Origin of the sequence: Aquabacterium humicola (genome assembly GCF_030167915.1) — a bacterium.
Classification (GTDB): Bacteria; Pseudomonadota; Gammaproteobacteria; order Burkholderiales; family Burkholderiaceae_C; genus Pseudaquabacterium; species Pseudaquabacterium humicola.
The window spans coordinates 510979-535582 of the sequence record NZ_JARGNB010000001.1; the positions used below are offsets into that span (position 1 = coordinate 510979).

Annotated in this window: 25 protein-coding genes; 13 read left to right on the forward strand and 12 right to left on the reverse strand. The window is 73.0% G+C overall.

What is annotated here, in order from left to right; all coding sequences use genetic code 11:
* Positions 1-107 precede the first annotated feature (107 nt).
* The 3 genes from P1K89_RS02345 to P1K89_RS02355 are packed head-to-tail and all read left to right on the forward strand — an operon-like array spanning position 108 to position 3759.
* A complete protein-coding gene (locus P1K89_RS02345) occupies positions 108-1658 on the forward strand; it encodes a PAS domain-containing sensor histidine kinase (protein WP_284614754.1) in 1551 nt (516 codons plus the stop codon).
* Positions 1655-2302 (forward strand): response regulator, encoded by a 648-nt coding sequence (locus P1K89_RS02350; RefSeq protein ID WP_284614755.1) that lies wholly within the window; start codon positions 1655-1657, stop codon positions 2300-2302. Before P1K89_RS02345 ends, P1K89_RS02350 begins: the two co-directional genes overlap by 4 nt.
* A gap of 29 nt (positions 2303-2331) precedes the next feature.
* On the forward strand, positions 2332-3759 hold the full coding sequence (locus tag P1K89_RS02355; RefSeq protein WP_284614756.1) for a phenylacetate--CoA ligase family protein: 1428 nt from the start codon (positions 2332-2334) through the stop codon (positions 3757-3759).
* 28 nt (positions 3760-3787) lie between these two features.
* On the opposite strand, the gene P1K89_RS02360 is transcribed toward P1K89_RS02355, so the two are convergent.
* The 3 genes from P1K89_RS02360 to P1K89_RS02370 are packed head-to-tail and all read right to left on the reverse strand — an operon-like array spanning position 3788 to position 5637.
* The gene (locus tag P1K89_RS02360; protein ID WP_284614757.1) at positions 3788-4678 is read right to left on the reverse strand and encodes a hypothetical protein; all 891 of its coding nucleotides are present in this window, start codon (positions 4676-4678) and stop codon (positions 3788-3790) included.
* Positions 4679-4715: 37 nt separating this feature from the next.
* Positions 4716-5201 carry a universal stress protein gene (locus P1K89_RS02365; protein WP_284614758.1) on the reverse strand — a complete coding sequence of 162 codons (486 nt, stop codon included), beginning with the start codon at positions 5199-5201 and terminating at the stop codon, positions 4716-4718.
* The gene (locus P1K89_RS02370) at positions 5161-5637 is read right to left on the reverse strand and encodes a universal stress protein (protein ID WP_284614759.1); all 477 of its coding nucleotides are present in this window, start codon (positions 5635-5637) and stop codon (positions 5161-5163) included. Before P1K89_RS02370 ends, P1K89_RS02365 begins: the two co-directional genes overlap by 41 nt.
* A gap of 249 nt (positions 5638-5886) precedes the next feature.
* On the opposite strand from P1K89_RS02370, the gene P1K89_RS02375 reads away from it, so the two are divergent.
* Entirely contained in the window at positions 5887-6831 is a 945-nt protein-coding gene (locus P1K89_RS02375; RefSeq protein WP_284614760.1) for a helix-hairpin-helix domain-containing protein, read from the forward strand.
* Positions 6832-6858: 27 nt separating this feature from the next.
* Here P1K89_RS02375 and P1K89_RS02380 read toward each other — a convergent pair whose 3' ends face one another.
* Positions 6859-7248, reverse strand: a complete 390-nt coding sequence (locus P1K89_RS02380) for a response regulator transcription factor (protein WP_284614761.1) — start codon at positions 7246-7248, stop codon at positions 6859-6861.
* 494 nt (positions 7249-7742) lie between these two features.
* Here P1K89_RS02380 and P1K89_RS02385 point away from each other — a divergent pair, with 494 nt between their 5' ends.
* Positions 7743-10850 carry a PKD domain-containing protein gene (locus P1K89_RS02385; RefSeq protein ID WP_284614762.1) on the forward strand — a complete coding sequence of 1036 codons (3108 nt, stop codon included), beginning with the start codon at positions 7743-7745 and terminating at the stop codon, positions 10848-10850.
* 27 nt (positions 10851-10877) lie between these two features.
* Here the strand turns inward: P1K89_RS02385 and P1K89_RS02390 are convergent, their stop codons facing one another.
* Entirely contained in the window at positions 10878-11015 is a 138-nt protein-coding gene (locus P1K89_RS02390; protein WP_284614763.1) for a BON domain-containing protein, read from the reverse strand.
* Positions 11016-11048: 33 nt separating this feature from the next.
* A complete protein-coding gene (locus P1K89_RS02395) occupies positions 11049-12014 on the reverse strand; it encodes a CBASS cGAMP-activated phospholipase (protein ID WP_284614764.1) in 966 nt (321 codons plus the stop codon).
* A 211-nt stretch (positions 12015-12225) separates the two neighbouring features.
* Between P1K89_RS02395 and P1K89_RS02400 the strand changes: the two genes are divergently transcribed.
* Entirely contained in the window at positions 12226-12651 is a 426-nt protein-coding gene (locus tag P1K89_RS02400; RefSeq protein ID WP_284614765.1) for a hypothetical protein, read from the forward strand.
* 29 nt (positions 12652-12680) lie between these two features.
* Complete coding sequence (locus tag P1K89_RS02405) at positions 12681-12860, forward strand: hypothetical protein (RefSeq protein ID WP_284614766.1); 180 nt, start codon at positions 12681-12683, stop codon at positions 12858-12860.
* Here the strand turns inward: P1K89_RS02405 and P1K89_RS02410 are convergent.
* Positions 12821-13339, reverse strand: a complete 519-nt coding sequence (locus tag P1K89_RS02410; RefSeq protein WP_284614767.1) for a hydrolase — start codon at positions 13337-13339, stop codon at positions 12821-12823. The two genes, P1K89_RS02405 and P1K89_RS02410, sit on opposite strands and share 40 nt — an antisense overlap.
* Before the next feature lie 333 nt (positions 13340-13672).
* Here P1K89_RS02410 and P1K89_RS02415 point away from each other — a divergent pair, with 333 nt between their 5' ends.
* Complete coding sequence (locus tag P1K89_RS02415; protein ID WP_284614768.1) at positions 13673-14536, forward strand: TPR end-of-group domain-containing protein; 864 nt, start codon at positions 13673-13675, stop codon at positions 14534-14536.
* Positions 14537-14573: 37 nt separating this feature from the next.
* On the opposite strand, the gene glgP is transcribed toward P1K89_RS02415, so the two are convergent.
* Together glgP and P1K89_RS02425 are read right to left on the reverse strand one after the other, a co-directional pair.
* Positions 14574-16274: an alpha-glucan family phosphorylase gene (gene glgP, locus P1K89_RS02420; RefSeq protein WP_284614769.1), complete on the reverse strand. Its 1701-nt coding sequence runs from the start codon at positions 16272-16274 to the stop codon at positions 14574-14576.
* A gap of 54 nt (positions 16275-16328) precedes the next feature.
* Complete coding sequence (locus P1K89_RS02425) at positions 16329-16964, reverse strand: hypothetical protein (RefSeq protein WP_284614770.1); 636 nt, start codon at positions 16962-16964, stop codon at positions 16329-16331.
* Between the two features lie 335 nt (positions 16965-17299).
* On the opposite strand from P1K89_RS02425, the gene P1K89_RS02430 reads away from it, so the two are divergent.
* Both P1K89_RS02430 and P1K89_RS02435 read left to right on the forward strand, forming a co-directional pair.
* Positions 17300-17761, forward strand: a complete 462-nt coding sequence (locus tag P1K89_RS02430; protein WP_284614771.1) for a hypothetical protein — start codon at positions 17300-17302, stop codon at positions 17759-17761.
* A gap of 45 nt (positions 17762-17806) precedes the next feature.
* Entirely contained in the window at positions 17807-18439 is a 633-nt protein-coding gene (locus tag P1K89_RS02435; protein ID WP_284614772.1) for a dienelactone hydrolase family protein, read from the forward strand.
* A gap of 19 nt (positions 18440-18458) precedes the next feature.
* Here the strand turns inward: P1K89_RS02435 and P1K89_RS02440 are convergent, their stop codons facing one another.
* A complete protein-coding gene (locus tag P1K89_RS02440) occupies positions 18459-20063 on the reverse strand; it encodes a diguanylate cyclase domain-containing protein (protein ID WP_284614773.1) in 1605 nt (534 codons plus the stop codon).
* 193 nt (positions 20064-20256) lie between these two features.
* Positions 20257-21219, reverse strand: coding sequence for a ribose-phosphate diphosphokinase (locus P1K89_RS02445; protein WP_284614774.1), 963 nt, complete (start codon positions 21217-21219; stop codon positions 20257-20259).
* A 142-nt stretch (positions 21220-21361) separates the two neighbouring features.
* Here P1K89_RS02445 and P1K89_RS02450 point away from each other — a divergent pair, with 142 nt between their 5' ends.
* Together P1K89_RS02450 and P1K89_RS02455 are read left to right on the forward strand one after the other, a co-directional pair.
* Positions 21362-21664, forward strand: a complete 303-nt coding sequence (locus P1K89_RS02450; protein WP_284614775.1) for a hypothetical protein — start codon at positions 21362-21364, stop codon at positions 21662-21664.
* 279 nt (positions 21665-21943) lie between these two features.
* Complete coding sequence (locus P1K89_RS02455; RefSeq protein WP_284614776.1) at positions 21944-22330, forward strand: HPF/RaiA family ribosome-associated protein; 387 nt, start codon at positions 21944-21946, stop codon at positions 22328-22330.
* Here P1K89_RS02455 and P1K89_RS02460 read toward each other — a convergent pair.
* Positions 22257-23648 carry a wax ester/triacylglycerol synthase family O-acyltransferase gene (locus P1K89_RS02460; protein WP_284614777.1) on the reverse strand — a complete coding sequence of 464 codons (1392 nt, stop codon included), beginning with the start codon at positions 23646-23648 and terminating at the stop codon, positions 22257-22259. The two genes, P1K89_RS02455 and P1K89_RS02460, sit on opposite strands and share 74 nt — an antisense overlap.
* A gap of 137 nt (positions 23649-23785) precedes the next feature.
* Here P1K89_RS02460 and P1K89_RS02465 point away from each other — a divergent pair, with 137 nt between their 5' ends.
* A complete protein-coding gene (locus tag P1K89_RS02465) occupies positions 23786-24598 on the forward strand; it encodes a universal stress protein (RefSeq protein WP_284614778.1) in 813 nt (270 codons plus the stop codon).
* Positions 24599-24604 lie beyond the last annotated feature (6 nt).

Below are 24604 nucleotides of genomic sequence, written 5' to 3' on the forward strand. Positions count from 1 at the left end.
ATCGCGCGCACCGCGAATCGTCCGGCGGCCCTTGACAACACGCAAGGGCCGGCGCCGACGCCGGGCCTATAGTGGCGTGGCGAGGGAGGAGGCGATTCGCCGCGCCCATGGACGATCCAGATTTCCGAGTGCTGTTCGAGGCCTCTCCGGAGCCGACGCTCGCGCTGCGCCCCGATTCCCCGCGCTTCACCATTGCCGCCGTCAGCGACGACTACGCCCGCGCGACGATGACACGGCGCGACCGGATCCTCGGGCGTGGCCTGTTCGACGTCTTTCCCGACAACCCGGACGATCCGCGGGCCGATGGCGTGCGCAACCTCCGCGCCTCGCTCGATCGCGTGCTGGCGACCGGCGCGCCCGACGTGATGGCGGTGCAGAAGCACGACGTGCAGCGGCCGCCCGAGCAGGGTGGCGGTTTCGAGCCGCGCTGGTGGAGCCCGGTCAATTCGCCGGCCTTCGGTGCCGACGGCCGCATCGCCTACCTCCTGCACCGCGTCGAGGACGTCACCGACGTCGTGCGCCTGACGCAGCGTGGCGCCGAGCAGCCCCGGGTCGCCACGCGCAGCGAGGAATACTGGCACGGGCTGTTCGAGCAGGTCTCCGAGGGCATCGTGATCGTCGATCCGGACCACGGCTGCATCGAGGCGAACGAGGCGGCCTGCGCATTGTTGGGCCGCCGCCGCGACCAGCTCGTCGGCAGCGGCTTCGACGCGCTGCTGGCACCCGGGCACCACCAGCGCGAGGCCTTCGAGGCCTGCCGGTCCGCGGCCGACCGCGCGGTGCACCGCCATCCGTGGACACTGCTGCGCGGCGACGGCGGCGTGGTGGCGGTCGACGCTTCGGTCCGCCGGCTGTCCGACGACCGCTGCCTGGTGCTGCTGCACGACGCGACCGAACGCCGGCAGCGCGAGCGGCTCGCGCAGCAGGCCGCCGACGAGCTCGAGCGCCGCGTCGTCGAGCGCACCGAACAGCTGCGGCGACTGGCCGCGGAGCTGGAGGCGGCCGAGATCGGCGAGCGGCGCCAGCTCGCGCGCGACCTGCACGACGACCTCGGCCAGACCCTGGCGGCGGCGCGCATCCGGCTCGATGCCCTGTGCCGCGATGCCCAGCCCGAGGTGAGGGCGGCGGCCGCCGAGATCGCGGCGATCGTGTCGGAGGCGAACCGCGCGACGCGATCGCTCGCCGCGCAGCTGGCGCCCGCGGTGCTGTACGAGCTGGGCCTCGCGGCCGCCCTGGAATGGCTCGCCGAGGAGGTGGAGGCGCAGTTCGGCCTGGTGGTCACGATCACCGACGACGGTGCGCCCAAGCCGCTGTCGACGGAGGCGCGCTCGATCGTCTACCGGGCGGTGCGTGAACTGCTGATCAACGTGGCCAAGCATGCCGCGGTGCGCTCGGCCGCCGTGCGTCTCGAGCGCCACGGGGCCGAACTGCGCGTGCGCGTCGACGATGCCGGCGTCGGCTTCCTGCCGATGCCGGCCGGGTCGGCGCGGCGCGGCCTCGGCCTGGCGAGCGTGCGCGAACGGCTGGCGTTCATCGGCGGGCGGTTCGAGATCCGCAGCGTTCCGGGCGATGGCACGGAGGCGTTGCTGCACGTGCCCCTGCTGGGCATGGCGCCCGCATGCGCGCCCATGGCGCACGACCAGGGGAGCACCGCGTGAGCGAAACGACAGTGATGCTGGTGGAGGACCACCGGCTGGTGCGCGAGGCGCTGCGCGACACGCTGGCCCGCGAGGCCGACATCCGCGTCGTCGCCGAGGCGGGCGACGCGGCGACGGCGCTGGCGCTGGCGCGCGAGTGGGTGCCCGACGTGATCGTGCTGGACATCGGGCTGCCGGACGTCAACGGCATCGAGACCGCGGCGCGGCTGCGCGACGCGCGCCTGTCGACGCGCATCATCGCGTTGTCCGCCTACAGCGACAAGCGCTTCGTCACCGAGATGCTGCGGGCCGGCGCGGCCGCCTATGTCACGAAATCCGCGGCCGGCACGGACCTGGTGGCCGCGATCCGCGCCGTCGCGGCCGGGCACGGCTACTTCAGCCCCGAGGTGTCCGCCGCGCTGGTCGACGAGGTTCGCGACACCGCGGCCGGCGACCTGCGCGCGCCACAGCGGCTGGGCCGGCGCGAGCGCGAGGTGCTGCGCATGGTCGCCGAGGGTCGCCGGTCGGCCGAGATCGCCGAGCAGATGCACATCTCGGTCGCGACGGTGGAGGTGCACCGCCGCAACATCATGCGCAAGCTGGACCTGCACACCGTCGCCGAGCTGACGCGATACGCGATCCGCGAGGGCATGAGCTCGCTCTGACGGGCGGCCGGCTCGCGCGCGGAAGGAACATGCGCGAACCCGGCGACCGGACTCCGCCGTTCGACCCGCTGGCCGCCGGCGTCGCACTCGCCGAGGTGGCGTGGGCGCCGCTGGCGGGCGCGCCGGCGCTGCGGCTGCTGCAGGCGCGCCGGCTCGCCCGGCTGCTGCGCGCGGCGCAGCACGCCTCGCCGCTGTACCGAACGCTGCTGCGGGGTCTCGATCCCGATCGCGACGACGTGCTGCAGCTGCTGCCGACGCTGCCGGTGCTGCGCAAGGCCACGCTGATGGCGCAGTTCGAGGGCTGGGTGGGCGATCCGGCGCTGCGCCTGGCCGACCTGCGCCGCTTCACCGCCGACCCCGCACGCATCGGGGACGCGTACCTGGGACGCTATCTGGTCTGGGAGAGCTCGGGCAGCCGAGGCGAGCCCGGCATCTTCGTGCAGGACGCGGCCGCGCTGGCCGTCTACGACGCGCTCGAGGCCCTGCGCCGGCCGTGGTCGCCGGGGCGCCTGCTCGACCCGTGGTACGCCGGCGAGGTGATCGCGCTCGTCGGCGCGACCGGCGGGCACTTCGCCAGCGTCGTCTCGACGACGCGGCTGCGCCGCCTCAACCCGGCGATGTCGCAGCGCCTGCACGAGGTGTCCTTCCTGCAGCCGCCCGAGGCGCTGGCGGCCCGGTTGAACGCGCTGCAGCCGACCCTCATCGGCAGCTACCCGACGGCGGCGATGGTGCTGGCCGAGCTGGCCGAGGCCGGCCGGCTGACGGTGCATCCGCGCGAGATCCGCACCGGCGGCGAGACGCTGACCGCGCCGATGCGGCAGCGGCTGCAGCGGGTCTTCGGCTGCCCGGTGATCGACAGCTACGGCGCCAGCGAGTTCTTCACCATCGCCTGCGAGTGCCCGCAGGGCCGCCTGCACCTGAACAGCGACTGGGTGATCCTGGAGCCGGTCGATGCGCACGGCCGGCCGGTGCCGGCGGGCACCAGCGGCGCCAGCGTGCTGCTGACCAACCTGGCCAACACCGTGCAGCCGCTGATCCGCTACGACCTGGGCGATCGCGTGCGCTTGCCGGTGGAACGCTGCGCCTGCGGCTCGCCACTGCCGCTGCTGGAGGTGGCCGGTCGCAGCGACGACCTGTTGCACCTGCCGGCGGCACGCGGCGCCGGGCTCGTCGCGATCGCGCCGCTGGCGCTGTGCACGGTGCTGGAGGACGACGCCGGGCTGTTCGACTTCCGGCTGGAACAGCTGGCGCCGGCCGAGCTGCTGCTGTCGGTGCCCGGCCACGGCGCTGCCGCGACGGCGGCGCTCGAACGCGGGCAACGGGCCCTGGCCGCGTACTTCGACCGTCAGGGCATCGCTCGCGTGCGGCTGCAGCGGCGCAGCGGCCGGCCGGGTTCACGCGGGCGCGGGGGCAAGCTGCAGCGCGTGGTCGCGCTGGCGGCGGACCCGCCGGCCTGACCAACGCGCGCACGACGGCGCGGACCGGTCACGGCGGCAGCCGATCGCCCGCGGCGGCGCCGATCGCCGGCGCCGCGGCGCGGCTCTTGGCCGCGAGGTAGTCCGCGCGCTCGACCTCGTGCAGCTGGCGCGGGTAGCGCTCGGTGGCGTCGAACCAGGCCGCGAGGCGGTGCGCCCGCCGGGCCGGCTCGGGCAGCGCCAGGCTGTCGAGGTAGGCCTCGATCGCCAGCTCGTAGCGCATCGCGTTGCGCTCGACGACGCCGCGGGTGCCGCGGATCGTGCCTGGTCGATCGTCGCCCGGCGCGGCGCTGAAGCCCACCTTGTCGCGCCCGCGCGTGGCCAGGTAGGCCTGCAGCGCCCACTGCCCCATCATCGATGCGCCGGCCTGGTAGCCGAAGTGCACGAAGCTCGCCGACGGCCCGGCGGGCACGGCCTCGAACACGATCTCGTAGTCGCGCGTGCCCAGCGGCCCCCTCGCAGCGCGAAGCTGCGTGCGCACGTAGCCTGAGCCCTCGACCTCGCGGCTGAAGGCCAGCGCCAGCGCATGAGCGCCATCGGCCGGCGCGTCGTGGCGCGTGACGACCTGCAGCGTCAGGCCCGGCGGGCCCGCGCTGCAGCCGCGCACGTACAGGTGCAGCTCGAACGCTTCGCACCACTGCGCCGGCTCGCGCAGCGCCGCGACGAGCGTCGCGTACGGATGCGGCAGCACGGCGTAGATGTCGCCGCGCGCGACGGCCGCCTGTTCGCTCGACTCGATCAGCAGCGGTCGCGGCGTTGGCGCCGCGGCCAGGCGCGGCGCCAGCGCCGCCTGCATCGCGGCCAGGCGCTGCGCGCCGGCGGACTCCGGTTGCGGCGGCGCGGCGAAGGCGCTCGAAGCGACGGCGGCCGCAGCGGCCAGCGCGAGCAGGGAGAACCGCACCGCGTGCCTTTCCTTGCGAATCCAGGCGCGGTCCGGGTCAGCGCACGATCAGCACCGGCATCGTGGCCGTCGCCACGACGCCGTCGGCGTCGCCGCCGAGCGGCAGCGGCGTCAGGCCGCGGCGCCCGTGCGAGCCCAGCACGACCAGGCCGCACTCGCGCGCGGCGGCCTCGTCGAGGATGGTGCGGGCAATGTTCACGCGGCCCGCCTTGCGCTGCACCCGCTCGGCCTTCGCGCCGGCGCCGGCGGCGGCGTCCGCCGCGCGCTGCAGCAGCACCTGCCCGAAGTCGGCCAGCGCCCGATGGCGTTCGCCCTCGTCGTGCAGGTCCACGGCGCCCGGCAACCAGGGCGCCGGGTCCTCGACGACATGCAGCAGCACCAGCTCGGAGCGCAGCGCCACCGCGAGGCCGATCGCTTCGCGCAGCGCACGTTCGCTGGCGGGGCTGCCGTCGAGCGCTGCCAGGATGGCGCGTCCCTTCGTGTCAGGCGCTGTCCTGCGCGGCCGGCGACGCCGTCTCGGCATCGCGCACCAGCAGCACCGGTACCGGCGCGTGGCGCAGCACCAGTTCGGCATCGCTGCCCATCGTCAGGCGGCGCAGGCCGCGGCGGCCGTGCGTGCCCATCACGATCAGGTCGCAGCGGCGCGTGCGCGCCTCTTCGACCACCACGTCGGCCACCGGCGTCGTCCGGGCGTCGCGCAGCACGCATTCGGCGTCGACCCCGGCGGCCGCTGCCGCCGCCTCGGCCTGGGTCAGCGTCGCGCGGGCCGCCTCGAGCACGCCGGCGTGCGGCACGTCGACGGCCTGCGCCGAGCCCATCGCCATCAGCAGCGGGAAGTCGTTGACGACATGCAGCAGCACCAGCGACGCCTTCAGCTGCCGGGCCAGCGCGATCGCTTCGCGCAGGCCGCGTTCGCTGCAGGGGCTGCCGTCGGTCGGTACCAGGATGCGGGTGTACATGGATCGCGCCTTCCCCGGCCGATGTCCTGCAAGGGCGCCCTGCGTCGACCGCCGCACGGGCTTGGTCGATGTTGGCGCCGGGGCGCCTGCCGCGCATTGAGATGGCGCAGATCGGCGAGCGCGAAGGCGACGAAACCGTCGGCCGTGCGGTCGCGCGGCGTGCGCTTGCGGCCGATCAAGGCGGGCCGCTGCCGGCGACGGATAGTGCTCGGGCGGCGTGCATCACGCACACGCAGTCCGCCGACGACCATGAACGAGATCGCCAGCGCCCCCTTCAACCCCTCGATCGCTGCCGAGAACGCGCGCATCGCCGAAGCGCTGCGCGAGGCGGCGACGCTGCTGGCCGCGCAGCGGGCCAATCCGTTCCGGGTCGGCGCCTACCGCGAGGCGGCCCGCACCGTCGATGCGCAGCGCGATGGCGTGCGCGCGACCTTCGATCGCGGCGGCCGGGCCGCGCTCGACGCCCTGCCCGCGATCGGCCCCGGCATCGCCGGTGCGATCGCCGAGATGCTGGTGACCGGCCGCTGGCGGCAGCTCGAGCGCTGGCGCGGCGAGACCGACGCGGCCCACCTGTTCCAGGTCGTGCCGGGCATCGGCGCCGAGCTGAGCGAACGCATCCACGACGAGCTGCACATCGATACGCTCGAAGCCCTGGAGGCCGCCGCGTTCGACGGCCGGCTCGCCGCCGTGCGCGGCATCGGGCCGCGACGGGCGCGCGCGATCGGCGCGGTGCTGGCGCAGATGCTGGACCGCGGACCGCCGCGTGCGGCGCCGCAGGCGAGCGCGCCGGGCCGCGGGGACGCGGCGTCGACGTCGTCGGCGCCGTCCACCGATCGGGCCGTTCCACCGGTGGACCTGCTGCTCGAACTCGATGCCGAGTACCGGGCGCAGGCCGCCGCCGGCCGGCTGCCGACGATCGCGCCGCGGCGCTTCAACCCGCGCGGCGAGGCCTGGCTGCCGGTGTGGCACGTCGAGCGCGACGGCTGGCACTTCACGCTGCTGTTCTCCAACACCGCGCGTGCGCACGAGCTGCACCGCGAGCGCGACTGGGTGGTGATCTACTTCCACGGGGCCGATCACTTCGAGCGGCAGCACACCATCGTGACCGAGACGCGCGGCAGCCTGGAGGGGCTGCGTGTCGTTCGCGGCCGCGAGCTGGAATGCCGAGACCGGTACGCGCCGCACCACGGATGACCCTCTGCGCCGGCGCGCCGGCGTCGCTCAACCCGTGACGCCGGCGCGCCGGTCCAGCAGGCTGCACAGCGCCGGGACGAGTTCGGCGTCGGCGCGGTCCTTGAGGACGTAGGCGTCGGCGCCGCACTCGAACGCCCGCTGCCGGTACGGCCCCTCGTCGTGCATGCTGAGCACCACTGCTGGCGTGGCGCCGAAACCGGCGCGCAGGCGCTGCAGCAGCTCGATGCCGCTCATGCCGGGCATCGACAGGTCGAGCACCACCGCGTCGGCCGGGTCCGCCCGCAACATCGCCAGGGCCTGCTCGCCGCCTGTCGCGCTGCTCACGCGCCAGTTCCGTCCGGCCGCCTGCAGCAGGGACACGAGCAACCGGCGAACCACGGCGTGGTCGTCGACGACGAGCACATGGGTCGTCAGCACGGCGAACGAAGCGAGCGAGGGCGTTTCATTTCGGCGATCCACCCGTGCCCTGCGCCAGGCGGTCGGTCACGATCTCGGCCAGGTTCGTCATCCTTGCTCCTGCAGATCGGCGGCGCTGTCCACCTCGGCGCTCAGAACGCCGCGGTGGATGTTCGCGTGATTCTTGGTTGGTCCCGCACCGGCGCGATTGCGTTTGCGCAATGCCAACGCGGTCCTGCCCGTTCGATCCCTGTCAACCGTCACCACGGACGCGGTCGCCGCCGGCGCAGGCGCCGGCGTTCGCGGGCAGCGGCGCGGTGGAGCCCGCGGTGGATCAGGGCGGGTGCCAGGATCACCGGCACGTTGTCGCCGCGGCACCACTTGCGCAAGCTCAATCGCCTGGGTGCGCGCCGTTCCCGCCGTTCGCCCCCGGGGCGGATTGCGAACGCGCAATCGGCCTCTCGTCATGGTGGCTGTAATCGATCGGATCGACACGACCGAAGACGAGGACTTCGATGAGAACCCTGATGAGGCACATCCTGCTGGCCGCCGCCACCCTGCTGGCCGGCGCCCAGGCACCCGCCGCGACGATCACGCTGTTCGACCATGCGCTCAAGATCGACGGCACGGTGTACGGACACACCGATTCACTGCCGGCGCACGTCAATGCCGGCGGCTTCGATCCCTCGACGGGCATCGGGACCCTGACGCTCACGATGAGCGGCGCCGGCAACCACACGGTCGGCCTGTTCGTCGACCACGAGATCGACGAGGCGATCAATACCTTCTTCAACGAGCGCGGCGCCATGAGCGGGTCCGCCGCCGCGGGCCTGAGCTGGGAGATCGACGAGCCGGGCTTCCTCTTCGGCGACATCTACGACCACTTCATGACCGGTGCGCTCGACAACACCAACGCCGTGCCCGCGGGCCAGGAGGACGACGTCGCGATGGCGCTGGCGTGGAACTTCCTGCTCGACAGCGACGAGACGGCGACGATCCGGTTCATCGTCTCGAGCTCGAAGCCGGCCAACGGACTGCTGCTCGCGCAGTCCGATCCGGACAGCGACGCGGCGCTGTACTTCTGGAGCACGCTGAGCATCCAGGGCGGCGGGCAGGCGCCGGAGCCGGCCAGCGCCGCGCTGGTGACGCTCGGCGTGCTGGCGCTGTGCTGGAGCCGCCGCCGCCGTGTCCTGGCCATCGCAGCGGGCGCCGCCTCGGCGCTGTTCGCGCTGACGGCCCACGCTGCGGCGCCGGTCGTCAAGACCGTGCCCTGGGTGGCGAGCAATCCGCTGATCCCCCACACCACGTTCCCGGGCAAGTCGATCCGCCTGAAGGGCACCAGCGACCTCGCAGGTGCCGGCATCCAGTACAGCTGGGACTTCGGCGACGGCAGCCCGGCGGCCACAGGCACCGTGGCCAACGGCTACGCCATCGAGGCCGCCCACAGCTATGCCGGCCTGCCGGGCACGGTCTGGACCGCACGCCTGACGGTGCTCAACATGGCCACGGGCGAATCGGCGAACCGCGCCTATTACGTCGAGATGAAGCCGAAGACGTTGGATGCCGAAGTCAACGTCGCGATCGACGAAGGCCTGTGGTACCTGCACAAGGCGCAGAACCGCTTTTCATCCGGCGGTGTCGCGCTGGGCGACTGGACGAACGTGTTCGGCTACTACGGATTAAGCGCGGCCAACGTCAATGCCTTCCTCGTCAATGGCCACTCCGAAACCGGATCGGCCGACAACCCGTATACCGAGACCGCTGCGCGCGGCGTGCGACGGCTGTTCGACTTCCTCGGCACGGCGTCCATCGGCACGCAGACCAACGGGCTGGGCACGTTCAACCCCGATGCCAACGGCAACGGCATCGGCACGTACGTCAACCAGTCCTACCCCTTCTACCAGGGCGGCATGTTCATCGATGCCCTCGTCGCGACCGGCACCCCCAACGCCATTGCGACGCGGGGCCCGGCCAACATCGTCGGCCGCACCTACCGCGACATCGTGCAGGACCTCGTCGACTACTACGCCTACTGCCAGTACGACGGCAGCGGCGGCGGCGGCTGGCGCTACAACTGCAACGAGTTTCCCGACAACTCGTCGGCGCAGTGGGGCGCGATCGGTCTGATCGCCGCGCAGCGCCACTTCGGCGCCGTGGTGCCCGCGCTCGTCAAGAACTGGAACCGCTACTGGCTCAACTACACGCAGCATGCGGCCGGCTACTTCGGCTACACCAACACCGCGCCGGTATGGGGGCCGTTCGCCACCACGCCGTCGGGCATGGTGCAGATGGCGATGGACGGCATCGGCCGCGGCACGCCGGAAGGTCCCAACGATCCCAGCTGGGATCGCGCGGAGACCTACATGCGCGACAACTTCGCCAACGGCGGCGGCTCTACGAGCAACGTCAAGGCCTACTACTACGGGCTGTTCTCGTTCACCAAGTCGATGCTGCTGCACGACAGCAACGGCGATGGCATCGCCGAGCCGATCACGCTGCTGCGGTCGATGACGCCGGGTGTCGCGCCGATCGACTGGTATGCGGCGGAGACGAGCAAGGGCGACCCGACCAACGGCGTCGCTCGCACGCTGGTCAATGACCAGCTCGCGGCCGGCTACTGGATCGGTCACGATGCCGACGGCAGCCAGTACCCCTTCGAGACCGCGTGGGCGATCATGATGCTCAACCGCACGGTGTTCGAGTCCGGCGTGCCGGTGGCCGTGGCCAAGGCGGTGCCCAACCCGGCGCTCGTGGGTCAGACGATCACGCTCGACGGCAGCGACTCGTTCCACCAGGACGCTGCGCGCAAGGTCGACTCGTGGCAGTGGGACCTGAACAACGACGGCATCTGGGACTTCACCGGGCCGGTGGTGACCACCTCGTTCGCGGCGCTCGGCAGCCATCCGGTCACGCTGCGCGTCACCGACGACGGCGCGCCGGAGAAGGCCGCCACCACGACGATGATGGTGCAGGTCACGATCCCGCCGTCGCCGCCGACCGCGAACGCGAACGGACCCTACAGCTTCTGTCCGGCGACGGCCAACTGGTTCCTCGACGGCAGCGGCTCGGTCAATCCGGACGACGGGCAACACCAGCCCGGGCCGTATCCCGGCGACATGATCCAGAGCTGGCTGTGGGACCTCGACGGCGACGGCAGCTTCGGTGACGCGTCCGGTCCGATGCCCAGCGTCAAGGGGCCGTTGCAGGCTCTCGGCGTCGGCAGCCACCTCGTGCAGCTGAAGGTGACCGACACGACGGCGGCTTCGTACCCCGCCAGCGGGCAGGGCAACCTGAGCAGCGTCGCCAGCGCGACGGTGCATGTGCGGGCCGTCGACGACCCGGCATGCGCCTGCATCGCGAACCTCGCGGCGCGGCCGAAGTCGGGCAAGGTGCAGCTGACCTGGACGCCGTGGGCCGGCGCGGCCGGCTACAACGTCTACCGCGGCACCCTCAGCGGCGGGCCGTACGTCAAGATCGGCACCACCGCGTCGACCTGGGCGACCTGGCTCGACGACAAGGCGGTGAACGGCACGACCTACCACTACGTCGTGCGGCCGGCGGCGCCGAACACCGACGAGCTGTGCCAGTCGAACCAGGCCAGCGCGAAGGCCGCGCCGCGTTGAAGCCGCGCCGCGCGCCCCAGGCTTCGGTCAGCGGGGGCGCGGCGAAGGTGCCCGACGCCAGGCGACGCCGCGCAGCGGGCTCGCTGCCTTCTCGGCATGCCGCCGCTGGAAGTCCCCGTCGACCTCGCCGTGCAGCGTGATCCAGCCGCGGGCGACGGGCGGCATTGACGCGCCGCAGTCGTCGCCGGCTGCCGGCGCTCAGGCCTTCAGGTAGCCGTCCAGCGCCGCCGCGGGCAGTGCCTGCAGCGAGGCCAGGGCGAGGTTCTCCAGCGTGCCGGCGGCCGCCGCCGTCGCGACGTCGAGCCCCAGGCCGGCGCCGATCGGCCAGTCGGCGTCGATGCGCAGCAGCCGCGGACCGAGGCGGTCCTCGACCATGGCCTGCACGTGCTGCTGCTGCACCGAGATCAGCGTCAGGATCAGCCGCCCGTCGCGCAGCCAGCCGACGGCACCGGCGTCCTCGTCGACCCGCGCGTCGGGCACGAAGCCCCGGGTGGCGGTGCCGATCGACAGCAGCTTCAGGCGATCGAACCGCAGGCCCAGGAAATGCTCGGCCTCGTGCAGCGCGATCTGGTCCGGCGCCACCGCGAACAGGCCACCATCGGCGTACAGCCGATCGCCGATGCGCACCGCGGGAAAGTACGTCGGCGCGGCGCAGGCGGCCATCGCGACGTCGACCGCGCGCAGCGCGCCGTCGCCGCGCGCGCCCGGCGCATGGGGCGTCTTGAAGACCTTGGTGCGGCAGCGCTCGATGTCGACCGCCGGCATCACGACCGGATGCGGCGCGTCGGCCAACCGCCGGTCGCCGAGCTCGGCCTCCAGCAGGCTGCGCAGCGCCTCGCCGGAGTACTTGGGGCCCAGCACCGCGCGGCTCATGTCGACGAGGCGTCCGAGCTGGCCGCGCGGCAGCGGCCGGCGCGAGAACACGCGCTCGCCGTGGTCCGTGAAGAGCTGGACCAGGCGTGCGGCGGGCACCTCGAAGGCCAGGCCCAGCGCCAGCACGGCGCCGATCGACGTGCCGGCGAGCAGGTCGAAGCGCCGTGCCAGCGGCATGCCGGCGCGCGCCTCCAGTTCCTTCAACACGACGGCCGTGTACAGCCCGAGAAAGCCGCCGCCGGACAGCGCCAGCACGCGCGGGCTCGGCGTGCCGCGGACTTCGGCGTTCATCGGAGGGTGTCGGCCGGCATGGCGCGATGGGGCTGGCTGGTGTGGCCGCGATCCTGCCGGCCGCCCGGCGGGCGGGCCTTGCGCCCGATCAGTCGGCCGCGCGCGATGACGGGCCGGTTGCGCAATCGCAATGCGCGTGGTCGCGCGCTGCCTAGCATGCAGCGCATCGGGCCCCGCAGGGCCATGGCGGTCATTCGAGGAGACAGGCGCGATGACACGTGAGCTGCTGATGCCCCCGGCCCCGGTGGAGATGCTCGGCCAGGCGCTGGTCGAGCTGGACCTGCCGAACCCGATGGTCGTGGCGCTGCCCGAGGGCATGCTGAGCGCCTGCCGCATCGCGCGCGCGCTCGGGGCGCCGTTCGACGTGCTGGTGGGCCCCGGGGCGCACGTGGCGCCGGCGCTCACGCCGGAGCTCGTCGAGGACTATCGTGCCCTGCGGCTGCGGGGCCGTGCCGTGGTGCTGATCGACGACGGCGCCGCCGAGCCGGCGAGCTGGGCCGCGGCGCTGAACGCCTTGCGCGCGATGCGGCCGGACGTGCTCGTCGCCGCCGCGCCGCGCCTGCAGCCGGCCGTCGCGCACTGGCTGGCCGCCCAGATCCGGCACATGGCCGGCCCGCTGCGGGCGCTGGCGGCCTGACGACCACCCTTCACGCCAGCGGGCGGACCATGACGGACACCGAGCGAGTTGCGGCGCTGCCGCCCGACGACAGCGGCCTGCGCCTCGTGCAGCCGCACCTGCACGACCGCGCGCCGATAGTCGCGCACCTGCTGCGCCCGCAGCGTCTGCCCGGTGGCCGCCACGGCGCTCAGGCGCCGGGCTCCAGCGCCGCGATGCCGACGACGTAGTTCCGGCCGTAGGCCTGGGCGCACTTCGGGCAGGTGGTGTAGAAGAAGTAGACGTCGCCCGGCACCGCATGGTGCGCGCGCACCCGCTGCGCCAGCTCGTCGCGCCACTGCCCGATGCGCTCGTACGGTCCCTCGAAGACCTTTGTGACGAAGTCGCCGCTGAGCGTGGTCATCTGCTCTTCCGGCACGGGCTTCGACACCGCGAACAGGTGCTCGGCGTTCGTCGGCGACAGGTCGCGGCTCATCACGAGCACGCCGTCCTCGCCCGATGCACCGGCCTGCTCGATGTGGCGGAAGACGCGGGCGAACACCTCGCCCATGTCCTGGGGCACGTACATGACGCTGCGCGTGCCGGCCCGCACGAACGGCTTGTCGCGCAGGTGCAGCGCCTGGTCGTCCCAGCCGGCGGGGTCGAACTTCGGGCAGCAGCCGGTCGTATTGACGCTGGTGTCGTAGCGCAGCAGTTCATTGATGTTCACGAGGCCTCCACGCATCGGGAAGGGTGGGTCGCGCTCACAAGCCGGCCTCGCGCAGCCGCCGCAGCAGCTCGTCGGTCACCGGCAGCTCGTCTGATTCGCCGTGCATCGCATCCTCCATCGACCGTTGCACCGCAGCGATGGTGGCCGCGTCGCCCGCCGTCGGGCTTGCGAACGCTCAATCGGCGGGCCGGATGCGTGGCGGCGGCCGTTCACTTCGAGCGGCAGCACCGCCTCGTCACCGGGGCCCTGGGGGAGCGATTGCGCTGGCGCAACCCGGCCGCACGGCCGCTCCCTATCGTTGCAGGGTGCGTGGGCTCGAAGGGAGATGCAGCCATGGATCCGGCAGCTTCAGGGTGGTACGTGATTGGCGTCGTGATGCTGTTCGGCGCGCTCGGCGGCTTCGTCGACGGGCTGACCACCGACATCTCGTACAAGGTGTCCTGGGGCAGCCGCAGCTTCGACATCGGCTCGGCAGGCGACGCGCTGGTGGGCATGACGGCGGCGATCGCGATCTTCACCGTCGCCAGCGCGCTGTTCCCCGACCTGAAGGTCGAGCAGTTCGGGAATGACATGACGCAGCTGATCCGCGTCGTCGCGCTGGGCGTGCTGTCCGGGTACGCGGGCATCCGCCTGCTGAACCCGCTGACGCGCAAGATCGCCGAACAGATCGCCACCGACAAGGCCGACGCCGCGGTGCGGGCGGCCCGCACGCAGAGCGTCGAGCTGACCATCAACGTGAAGGACGGCGACCGCAAGCTGATCGAGTTCGACCTGCGCAAGGAGCAACTGCTCGCCGCCGGCGGCTTCGACGAGGCCCAGCGCATCCTGGAGCAGGCGCAGCAGCGCTTCAAGGCCGCGCTGGAAGTCGACGCGGACGATGCCGAGGCGCTGATGGGCAGCGCCAAGGTGGCGCGCCGCAAGGCGGAGCTCGCGGGACAGCAGGGCCGTGACGCCGCGGCCGACTGGACGGCCGCGCTGCGGGCCCTGGATGCCGTCACCAGCCGCGATCCTCGTGCCGCGCGCGCCTGGTACAACAAGGCCTGCTACAAGGCGCTGATGGGCAAGCCGCCGGCCGAGGTGGTGCGCGATGCCGGCAAGGCCTTCGAGCTCCTGCCCGCGCTGAAGGAGCGGGCGCGGACCGACCCCGACTTCGCGGGCCTGAAGACGCAGGCCGAGTTCGCCGCGGCGGTCGCCTAGCGGCGCAGGGGCGACCGGCCGGCGGCGTAGCGCCCGCTCAGCGCAGGTACACCTCGCTCGCGTAGCGGCGCATCATGCGCTGGCTGTTGAAGTACGAGGCGATCGTGCGGATCGCCTCCTTCATCATCGTGCGCCAGCGCGCGCGGTCGTGCGCGTACAGCGGCAGCACCACCTCGTCGAGCAGGCGGTACAGCTCGGCGGCGTGCGCCTGCGGGGCGTCGTTGCCGCCGTCGGTGCCGATCGCCCAGCCGTTGATGCCGTCGGCGCAGGCCTCGAGCCACCAGCCGTCGAGCACGCTCAGGTTCAGCACGCCGTTGAGCGCGGCCTTCATGCCGCTGGTGCCGGACGCCTCCATCGGCGGCAGCGGCGTGTTCAGCCAGACGTCCGCGCCGGCCACCAGCGTCTTCGCCAGGTCGATCTCGTGGTTCGGCAGGAAAACCGCGTCCAGCCCCGGCGGCAGCGCGCGCAGCACCTCGTGCAGGTGGCGGATCGCGTCCTTGCCGCCTTCGTCGCGCGGATGCGCCTTGCCGGCGATCACCACCTGGAACGGATGCCGCGCGGCGATGGCCGCGAGCCGGTCCCGGTCGCTGAACAGCAGCAGCGGGCGCTTGTAGGCCGTCATGCGGCGGGCGATCACCAGGATCGGGCGCTCGGGGTCGAGCCGCGGGCCGCCGAGGCCGTGCACGCGCTCGATCAGCGCCTGCTTGGCGGCTTCGTGGCAGCGCCACAGCTCGCCGTCGTCGAGCTGCCCTGCGCGCGCGAGCAGCTCCGGCTCGTGCTGCCATTGCGGCCAGTGCGCGCGGTACAGCCGCGCGAAGGCTTCGTGCGTCCAGGTGCCCACGTGCACGCCGTTGGTGATCGCGTGCACGCGTCGCCCCGGGTAGCGCTGCTCTGTCGTGCGCGCATGGCGCGCCGAGACGCCGTTGACCCAGCCCGACAGGCTGAGCGCGAGCTGCGTCATGTTCACGCCGCCGGAGCCGGCCAGCTCGCGCAGCAGCGCCGGCTCGATCAGGTCGGGCAGCAGCCGCTCGAACAGCGGGTAGGGGAAGCGGTCCTGCGCCGCGTCGACGGGGGTGTGCGTCGTGAACAGGCAACGCGCGCGGACCGCGGCCACGTCGCACGGCGGCGCGCCGGCGGCACCGTCGCGCGGCGCCGGCCGCGAGCGCTCCAGCAGCTCGAGCGCCAGCAGCGCGGCATGGCCCTCGTTGAGGTGCCAGGTTCGGATGCGGAAGCCCAGCGCGCGCAGCAGCCGCGTGCCACCGAGGCCGAGCACTGCCTCCTGCTTCAGCCGGTAGGCCTCGTCGCCGCCGTACAGGTAATGCGTTATCTCGCGGTCGTCCGGGGCGTTCTGGTCGAGGTCGGTGTCGAGCAGCAGGATCGGCACCTCCCGGCCGCCGTCGCCGCGGTGCACATACAGCCACGGCCGCACCCACACGGCGCGGCCCTCGATCGCCACCGCCACCATCGCGTCGAGCGCCTGGCACCACTGCCCGGGCTGCCACCAGTCGGGCTGTTCGAGCTGGCGACCCTGGGCATCGATGACCTGGCGGAAGTAGCCGGCGCGGCTGACCAGCGTGACGAAGACCACCGGCAGCTCGAGGTCCGCGCAGGTACGCGCCGTGTCGCCGGCCAGCACGCCCAGGCCGCCGGCGTAGCTGTGCACCTCCGGCCGGATCGCCATCTCCATCGTGAAGTAGGCGATGTGCGTGCGGGCGAGGAACGGGCGCAGCGATCCCATGGCGCGTTCCGGGGCCGATGCGGGGCCTGCGGCGGGCCGGTGTCCCGCGCGCTGTCAGCGCAGGGCGGGCACCGCCGTCATCTCCATCACCTGGACGCCCGCGCCGCCCATCGGATGCGTCGCCGAACGCTCGTTGACGCGACGGGCGAACGCGCCCATCGTCTCGGGCACGGACCAGGTGGTCTGCCGGAACCCGAAGTTGTCCTCCATGACGATCTTCCAGGCCTTGAAGGTACCGGCCGGCACGGTGACCTCCTCGTGCGCCTCGACCTTCCAGCGGCTCGTCATCGGCACCGGCTCGCCGCTCGCGCCGATCCGCAGCATGTGCTGCTGGGTCCAGCTGCGGCCCACCTCCAGCGGCCACTCGAAGCTGAGCGGGGGGTCATAGCGCATCAGCGGGTTGCCGTTGCGGTCGAGCGTCGCCAGCAGGCCGACGCGGTCGGTCTGCAGGGTCGCGCCGGCCGCGTACTCGTAGCGCAGCACGGGCTGCCCCTGCCATTGCCCGCTGGCCATGCGCATCGTCAGGGTGGACACCCCGCTGCCGAAGCTGCCGCTGCTGGTGACCTGGTAGCTCCAGGTGGCGCCGGCCGGCGGCGGCACGTAGCGCTCCGCGCGCGGCGGCGTGGAACAGGCCGTGGTGGCGGCGGCGATGGCCAGGGTCAGGACAACAGGCATCGGCAGGGCGTTCACGGCGGGGTTTGCGTCAATGCGATGCCGGCGATCATCGAGCCGCAGCGGCTGGTGCCCATTGCGTTCGCGCAATCGGCGGCGTCCGTGCCGCGCTGAGCGGCCCCGACCGCCGTGGGCGGGCGGACACCGGTGGTCACAACACGGGATGCGCGCGGCAGCGGTCGATTGCGGTTGCGCAATCCCCGCCTGGCCGGCCCGGTCGAGGATGGCATCCGCCAGAGCGGTGGTAAGGAGCAGCACCATGTCGACCAGAAGCAGGAAGGCGGACGTGGCACGGGGATCGTCCGACGCGGCGCCCTGACAGGGTGGCAGCTGTCCGAGAGGAGCAACAGGCGATGGCGAGCGACGCGCGTTCCACCGAGATCCCGGCGCGGTTGCTGACGCTGATGCTGGCGGCCTCCGGCGACGGCCCGGCGATCGTCCGGCGGCTCGACGAGCTCGATGCCTTCGCCGTGCTCGGCATCGGCCGCGGGCGGTTCGTCGACCTGCTCGCCGTCGCCGCGGGCGAGTTCGGCAACCGCCTGTGCGACTGTTCCTGGTTGCGCGATGACGACCGTGCGCGCGTCGACGAACTGCTCGAATCGATCGAGGAGCCGCGCCTGCGGCTGCAGCTGTGCCGCATCGCCGACGACGTGGTCGGTCGCGACGACAACGTCGCCAACAATCGCCGCCTCGTGCTCGGCCACGCGATGTCGCGCTGGCGCATCGGGGCGGCGCAACTCGCCATCGACGCGGCCGCTGCCTTCGGCCCGGCGGCGCGTGCCGCGTCGGGCACGCCGTCGCCGCGGGACGGCTAGGGCCGCAGCCAGGCGCGCCGACGATCCGCAGGCAAGGAGGTCGCCATGATCCATGCCGAAACGATCCTGAGCATCGGCAGCTGCCGCCTGCCCGGGGACTTGTACGATGCCGGCGGCGGCATCGTCGTGTTCGCCCACGGCAGCGGCAGCAGTCGCCTGAGCCCGCGCAACCGCCAGGTCGCCCAGGCACTGCAGCGGCAGGGCCTGGGCACGCTGCTGTTCGACCTGCTCACCCCGGACGAGGCGGACGACCGGCGCAACGTGTTCGACATCGGCCTGCTCGCCGGGCGAGTCGGCGAGGCCATCGACGAGGTGCGCCGCCTGCACCCGGACCGCCCGCTGGGCCTGTTCGGCGCCAGCACTGGCGCCGCCGCGGCGCTGGTGGCGGCGGCGCAGCGGCCGCAGCAGGTGCAGGCGGTGGTCTCGCGCGGTGGCCGACCCGACCTGGCGGGCGAGCTGCTGGCCGAGGTGCGTGCGCCGACGCTGCTGATCGTCGGCGGGGCCGACGCGGACGTGCTGGCGCTGAACCGGCAGGCGCTGGCGCGGCTCGGTGGCGAGAAGCGGCTCGAGGTCGTGCCGCGCGCGACGCATCTGTTCGAGGAGGCCGGCACGCTCGAGCAGGTGTCCCGGCTCGCGGCGCAGTGGTTCGTCGATCGGCTGGGCATGCCGGCGCGGTGACCGCGGCGCGGCCGGGCCGTCACTGCGCCTGCCCGCGCGCGAACTCGCGCAGCGCCTCCAGCCGCGGGATCGCGATCTCCTTGCGGCACGGCCCGCTGAACCGCACCAGTTGCTCGCGCTCGAGCCTCGTCATCGCGCGGCTGACGGACTCCAGCCGCAGGCCGACGTGGCTGCCGATCTCGGCGCGCGAGACATGCAGCGTCAGCTGGTCGTTGCGCAGCCCGCAGTCGTGCAGGCCATCGGCCCAGCGGCAGAGGAAGTCGGCCACCTTCGCGTCGGCGTTGAGCGCATGCTGTGCCAGCGACCCCTCGCGCTCGCGCGCGGCCTGACGCGCCATCGCGACATGCAGCCACTCCAGCAGCTGCGGATGGCGCGTGCCGGCGCGCAGCAGCGACTCATAGCTCATCGTCCACAGCTCGCCGGTGTCCACCGCCTGCGCGGTGCATGCGTGGCGGCCGTCGATCAGGCCGTCGAAGCCCAGCCAGTCGCCCTTGAACAGCAGGGCGCTGAGCTCCTCGCGTCCCTCCGGGCTGACGCTGACCAGCTTGCACATGCCCGCGTTGACCAGGTGCACGCCGCGCAGGCGCTCGCCGGCCCGGTAGATCGTGTCGCCCGCACGCAGCACGCGGCGCACCACCGGCACGTGTTCGAGCAGCAGCGCCGCCGGCCCGCTCGCCGACGCCAGGGCCACCGGGCTGGCATCGCCCGCGTCCGGCGGCACGGCGGCCTCGCCGCCGACGGCGCCGCCACCCGCCTGCTTGACCCGGTACATCGCCTGGTCGGCATGGCGCAGCAGCGCCGAGGCATCGCGGCCGTCCCGTGGGTACGCGCCGACGCCGATGCTCAGCGAGACATCCAGCGGCGCCGCGCCTTCGATGGCCACCGGCTCGGCGCACACGCGTGCGATCGAGTCCAGCACGCGGGTCGGATCCTCGGTGTCCGGCAGCAGCAGCGCGAACTCGTCGCCGCCGAGCCGCGCTGCGGTGTCCGACTCGCGCAGGCACTGGCGCAGCCGCTGCGCGACCGCGCGCAGCACCGCGTCCCCGGCCTCGTGCCCGAAGCGGTCGTTGACCTGCTTGAAGCGGTCGATGTCGATCATCGCGATCGCGAAGGGCTCGCCGCTGCGTGCGCCGCGATGAAGCGCCTGTTCCAGCCGGTCGAGGTACAGACTGCGGTTCGGCAGCCCGGTCAGTGCATCGTGCGAGGCCTCGTGCGACAGGCGCTCGAAGGCCTGCACGCGTGCGCTGACGTCGTGCCCGCACGACAGGTAGTGGCTCACCGCGCCCGAGCCGTCGCGCAGCGGCCGGATCGTCTTCTCCTCGTGGTACAGCGTGCCGTCCTGGCGCCGGTTGACCAGCACGCCATGGAACTCGTGGCCGCTGCGCAGGGTGTCCCACAGCTCGCCGTAGAAGTCGCGCCCGAGCAGGCCCGACTTCAGGATGGAAGGTGTGCGGCCCAGCGCGGCGGCGCGTTCATAGCCCGTCAGTGCCTCGAAGGCCTTGTTCACGTAGACGATCTGGCCGCGCACATCGGTGGCCAGCGCCGCCTCGTCGCTCTCGTCCAGCATCCAGGCAGCCAGTTGCAGGGCGCTCGGTGCTTCGGGCTTCTCCATCGCCAGCGTCATCGGTCGTCTCGGTTCAACTCGTGTGCGACCAATGTAGGCAGGCATGGGGCGTGACGGAATTCCGTCGCCTGCGAGACGGCACTACCGGAACGCCGGTATTCGCTCGAAAGGTTGACAACGATCAAACGCGATACAGGGACTCGGGCGTCGCGAAGACGACTGTCGGCGACACCGGACGTGGATCGCCCCGTCCCTAACGCATCCAGGCCGCGTGGCTGGCCCGCATCGCCGCGGCGAACAGCGGCACGCACGACATCACGCGCAGCTTGTCGCGCAGCGCGCCGGTGGCGGGCACGCGAAAGCCGGGCACGCTGTCGGTGACCAGCACCTGGTCGATCGCCGGATCGGTCAGGCGCTCGGCGGCGGGGGCGACGAAGAGGCCGTGGGCGGCGCAGGCCAGCACGCGCTTCGCGCCGGCCGCGCGCAGCGCGAGCGCGGCGCGTTGCAGCGTGGCGCCGGTGGCGATCAGGTCGTCGACCAGCAGCACGACCGCCCCGTCGACATCGCCGGCGACGAAGTGGCCGCCTTCGATGCGGTCCTCGCTGCGCCGCTTGTCGACCATCGCCAGCCCGACGGGCCGCTTCAGCCGCGCCGCCAGGTCCTCCTGCCAGGCCTGCGCACGCTTCAGGCCGCCGCCGTCGGGCGATGCGACGACGACGGGCGCCGCGGCATGCAGTTCGTCGGCCAGCGCTGCGAACGCGGCATGGCCGTGCAGATGCACGGTGGGACACCGGAAGGCGTTCTGGAACGCGGCCTCGTTGTGGGCCTCCAGGGCGATCACCTGGTAGGCGCCCACCGCCTCGACGAGTTGCGCCACGTAGCGCAGCGTCACGGGGTCGAACGGCTTGGTCCGCCGGTCCTTGCGCGCGAACGCGAAGTAGGGCACTACCGCGCTGACGCGTGCGGCGCCGTGGTCGCGCAGCGCCGCGATGAAGAACAGCAGCCGGCACAGCTGGTCCCGCGGCGAGGCGTCGGGGCTGGCGTGCAGCCCGAGCACGACGTAGGCGTCGGCGCCGCACGGGTCGACGAGCGGCCGCAGCGTCGCCTCGCCGTCCTCGAAGGCCCGCTCCTCGTGCGGCGCCAGTTCGGTGTCGAGGTGCAGCGCCAGCTGGTCCGCGAAGCCGCGCTGGTGAGGATCGAGGGCGAAGACCAGCATGGCAGCACTCCGGCGGTGGCGGTCGGTGCAGTGTTCCCCTGTGGCGGCAGGCCGGCTTGCGCCGGCGCAAGCGATCCGCGGGGGCGGCGGTCGATTGCGTTCGCGCAGTCGCTGCGCCGGCCCGCTGCCTAGAGTGCGGCCCATGGTGAACCATTGGCCCGAGCTCGCGATGCTCGGCCTCGGCGTCGGAGCCGCCTTGCGGATCTGGACCGGTCCGCTGGCGGGCGCCGCCCTGACGGCGTTCCTGGTGGGCGGCGGCGTGGCGGTCTTCGCCTGGCCCGGCATCGATGCACCGGGCACGATGGGGGCCGGGATGATCGCCGGCGCCTCGGCGCTGGCCGATTCGATGGCTGCCCTGCGCGCTGGCCGGCGCCGCGCGCGCGCCGGTGTCTGGCCGCCGGCCGACCTGTCCGCGTGGCCGGCCGGCATCTCGAATACAGACTAGGCGGTATTCGACGCGTCGGCTTGCCGGGCCCGGCGCTGCGGCACCGGGCTCGTCAACGTGAAGCCGCCGCGTACTTCAGCAGTCAGCGCGGTTGGTTCACGGTGGCCGATGCGACGAGTTGCAGGCCACGAGGTCGGTACCGCCCCGGCGCGGGCGAGCGCGCCGAATTGCAGGCCGCGCCCGCCGCGGCGCCAGGCATTGCGATACCTCAATCGCCCGCCGGTGCGGGGTCCTAGAGTGCTTTCAGAACCACCACTGGGCCACGCCGCCTCGCTTGCAATGAAACAACCTCTGCAGATCGTGTTCATCGGCATGGCGGCCTCCGCCGCAGTGGAGGCCTCGGTGCGCGAGAAGGCGTCGCGCCTCGACCGCTTCCGGCCCGACCTGATGTCGTGCCGCGTCAGCATCGAACTGGTGGACCGTCACAAGCACCAGGGCCGGCTGTTCGCCGTGCGCATCGACGCTACGATGCCGGGCGCCGAGCTGGTGGTCGACCGCGTGCAGCACGAGGATGTCTACGTGGCCCTGCACGACGCGTTCGACGACATGAAGCGGCAGGTGCAGGACGGCGCCCGTCGCCTGCAGGGCCAGGTCAAGACGCACGCCGACCGCGACGGCGCGGGCGGCCAGCCGTCGTGGCCGGGGGGCGACCGGTCCGACGCCTGATCGTGTGCCGACCCGGTGCTCGCGTTTCGGGGCGCGACGCCGTGCGCAGCAGCGCGTCGAACTCGCGCTCGAACAGCCGCGTGATCGCCTGCGGATCGGGCACCAGCCCGGCGTCGGCCATCACCAGCAGCGTCACGCGGCCTGCGTAGCTCATGATGCTGATGCCCATGCCGAGATCGTTGCCCGGGTGCGGCACGCAGAACATCAGCCGCTCGACCGGCGCGCCGGCGAAGCGCACCGGCTCCATCGGACCGGCGACGTTGGTGAACACCACGCTGGCCTTGCTGCCGAACAGCGTGTTCGCGACGTCCTCGAGGACCTTCGGCCCGCGTCCGAACAGGTCCATCAGCACGCGCATCGCGAACGGTTCGGCCGAGCGCTTGAGCGCGTCCATGCGCTGCTGGGTCGCTGCCAGGCGCTGGTCGCGCCGCGCCAGGCCGATCGGCAGCTCGAGGATCACGAGGCCGAACTCGTTGCCCAGGCGCCCGCGCCGCGCCGGCGGCCGCAGGTCGACCGGCACCATCGCGCGCAGCGTGCGCAAGCGCGGGTCGTGGCCGCGGCGCTGCAGGTAGGCGCGCAGGGCGCCGGTCATCGTCGCGACCAGCACGTCGTTGACCTTCGCGGCGCGGCGGGCGCCGATGCGCTTGACGTCCTTCAGCGCGAGCGGGCGCGACCAGGCGACCTGCTGGCGCACGCCGAAGGCGCCCTTCATCGGCGAGGCCGGGTCGTCCGGGCGCAGCAACTCGCCGACGATGGCCGTGACGCCGCCGGCCAGGCCGTCGAGCCAGCCCAGCAGCCCGCGCGGCGGCGCCGGTGGCGCCGCGTGCCGCGCGTGCACCGGCAGCGCGGCGCCGTCGAACAGCCGCTGCGCGACCGCCATCATCGCGCCGCCGTCGCCGATGCAGTGATGGCAGCGCATGACCAGCGCGCTGCCGCGGCCGACGCGGTCGACCAGCGTCCACTGCCACAGCGGCAGGCGCCGGTCCAGCGGCGTGCTGGCGAGCTCGCCGACCAGCCGGCGCAGCGCCTCGTCGTCGTGCGGCGCCGGCAGCGCGACGTGGTGCAGGTGCTGGTCGAGGTCGAAGTCCGGCAGCGTGCGCCAGTGCGGCACCGGCAGCGGCAGGCCGTGTTCGACGACGCGCTGGCGGAAGCGCTCGAACGACAGCAACCGCTCGCGGCAGACCTGCTGAACGCGCGCGACGTCCAGCGGCGTGCGCGTGACCAGCACGCCGGTGACGATCGCCGGGTTCACGCGGCCGTCCATGTGGTACCAGGCCGCATCGACCGGGCTCATCGGCTCGTCGGGTGTCGTCGTCATGCTCTGTTCCCCGCGCCGGACCACGCGACGCGCCCCTTCGATGCTAGGAAGCACCGCCCCGCGGCGATTGCGCGCGATCAAGCGTGCGTCACCGACGGCGGCGCATCATCGGCGCGGTCCGTTGTCCGGAGGGCGCCATGTCATCCATCCGAACGCTGCTGGTCCAGCTCGACGCCACGCCGTCGGCCGCGGCGCGGCTTCACTCGGCGCTGGCGCTCGCGACGCAGCACCGCGCCCTGCTGACCGGCGTCTTCGCCGCGTCGCCGCCGGCCGCGGCGCTCGCCGCCACGGTGTCCGATCGGCCCGCCGCGCTGCTGCTGCGCGCCGATCGGGCCGCCTACGAGGACGCGCACGCGCTGTTCGAGTCCGCACGCGGCGGCAGCACGGCCGAGATGCGCTGGCGCGCGCCAGGCCCGGACGGCGCGCTGGCGGACGTGTGCGAAGAAGCCGCCTACGCCGACCTGCTTGTGCTGGGTGCGCACGATCCGGCGCTTGCGCAGGGCACGCCGTCCGGCCTGGTCGACGAGGTGCTGCGCACCAGCGGCCGCCCCGCGCTGGTGATGCCGCCCGGGGCGGTGCCGAGTCCCCCGTCGCAAGTGGTGCTGGTCGGCTGGGACGCCTCGGCCGCCGCGGCGCGTGCGCTGGCCGCGGCGCAGCCGTTGCTGCAGGAAGCCCGGCGCGTGCTGGTGCTCGACGGCACGCCCTCGGGCCGCGACGACGGGCGCATCCGCGACTACCTGCAGCGGCACGGCATCGCTGCGCAGATCGTGCCATGGCCCCATGCCGCGCAGGCGCCTGGCGAAGCGCTGCTGGCGCTGGCGCGTCGCGATGGGGTGGACCTGCTCGTCATGGGCTGCCACGGCCACGGGCGGCTGCACGAGCTGCTGTTCGGCAGCACCACCTGCAGCGTGCTGCAGCGGCCGCCGTTGCCGCTGCTGCTGGCGCACTGAACGGCG

Coding starts and splice junctions, on each gene's coding strand:
- P1K89_RS02440 (WP_284614773.1), bottom strand. CDS start 20,063: ATGACGCTGGCGATGGAGAAGCCCGAAGCACCGAGCGCCCTGCAACTG.
- P1K89_RS02385 (WP_284614762.1), top strand. CDS start 7,743: ATGAGAACCCTGATGAGGCACATCCTGCTGGCCGCCGCCACCCTGCTG.
- P1K89_RS02345 (WP_284614754.1), top strand. CDS start 108: ATGGACGATCCAGATTTCCGAGTGCTGTTCGAGGCCTCTCCGGAGCCG.
- P1K89_RS02445 (WP_284614774.1), bottom strand. CDS start 21,219: ATGCTGGTCTTCGCCCTCGATCCTCACCAGCGCGGCTTCGCGGACCAG.
- P1K89_RS02455 (WP_284614776.1), top strand. CDS start 21,944: ATGAAACAACCTCTGCAGATCGTGTTCATCGGCATGGCGGCCTCCGCC.
- P1K89_RS02400 (WP_284614765.1), top strand. CDS start 12,226: ATGACACGTGAGCTGCTGATGCCCCCGGCCCCGGTGGAGATGCTCGGC.
- P1K89_RS02460 (WP_284614777.1), bottom strand. CDS start 23,648: ATGACGACGACACCCGACGAGCCGATGAGCCCGGTCGATGCGGCCTGG.
- P1K89_RS02430 (WP_284614771.1), top strand. CDS start 17,300: ATGGCGAGCGACGCGCGTTCCACCGAGATCCCGGCGCGGTTGCTGACG.
- P1K89_RS02395 (WP_284614764.1), bottom strand. CDS start 12,014: ATGAACGCCGAAGTCCGCGGCACGCCGAGCCCGCGCGTGCTGGCGCTG.
- P1K89_RS02405 (WP_284614766.1), top strand. CDS start 12,681: ATGACGGACACCGAGCGAGTTGCGGCGCTGCCGCCCGACGACAGCGGC.
- P1K89_RS02415 (WP_284614768.1), top strand. CDS start 13,673: ATGGATCCGGCAGCTTCAGGGTGGTACGTGATTGGCGTCGTGATGCTG.
- P1K89_RS02465 (WP_284614778.1), top strand. CDS start 23,786: ATGTCATCCATCCGAACGCTGCTGGTCCAGCTCGACGCCACGCCGTCG.
- P1K89_RS02390 (WP_284614763.1), bottom strand. CDS start 11,015: ATGCCGCCCGTCGCCCGCGGCTGGATCACGCTGCACGGCGAGGTCGAC.
- P1K89_RS02355 (WP_284614756.1), top strand. CDS start 2,332: ATGCGCGAACCCGGCGACCGGACTCCGCCGTTCGACCCGCTGGCCGCC.
- P1K89_RS02375 (WP_284614760.1), top strand. CDS start 5,887: ATGAACGAGATCGCCAGCGCCCCCTTCAACCCCTCGATCGCTGCCGAG.
- P1K89_RS02365 (WP_284614758.1), bottom strand. CDS start 5,201: ATGCCGAGACGGCGTCGCCGGCCGCGCAGGACAGCGCCTGACACGAAG.
- P1K89_RS02450 (WP_284614775.1), top strand. CDS start 21,362: ATGGTGAACCATTGGCCCGAGCTCGCGATGCTCGGCCTCGGCGTCGGA.
- glgP (WP_284614769.1), bottom strand. CDS start 16,274: ATGGGATCGCTGCGCCCGTTCCTCGCCCGCACGCACATCGCCTACTTC.
- P1K89_RS02435 (WP_284614772.1), top strand. CDS start 17,807: ATGATCCATGCCGAAACGATCCTGAGCATCGGCAGCTGCCGCCTGCCC.
- P1K89_RS02370 (WP_284614759.1), bottom strand. CDS start 5,637: ATGTACACCCGCATCCTGGTACCGACCGACGGCAGCCCCTGCAGCGAA.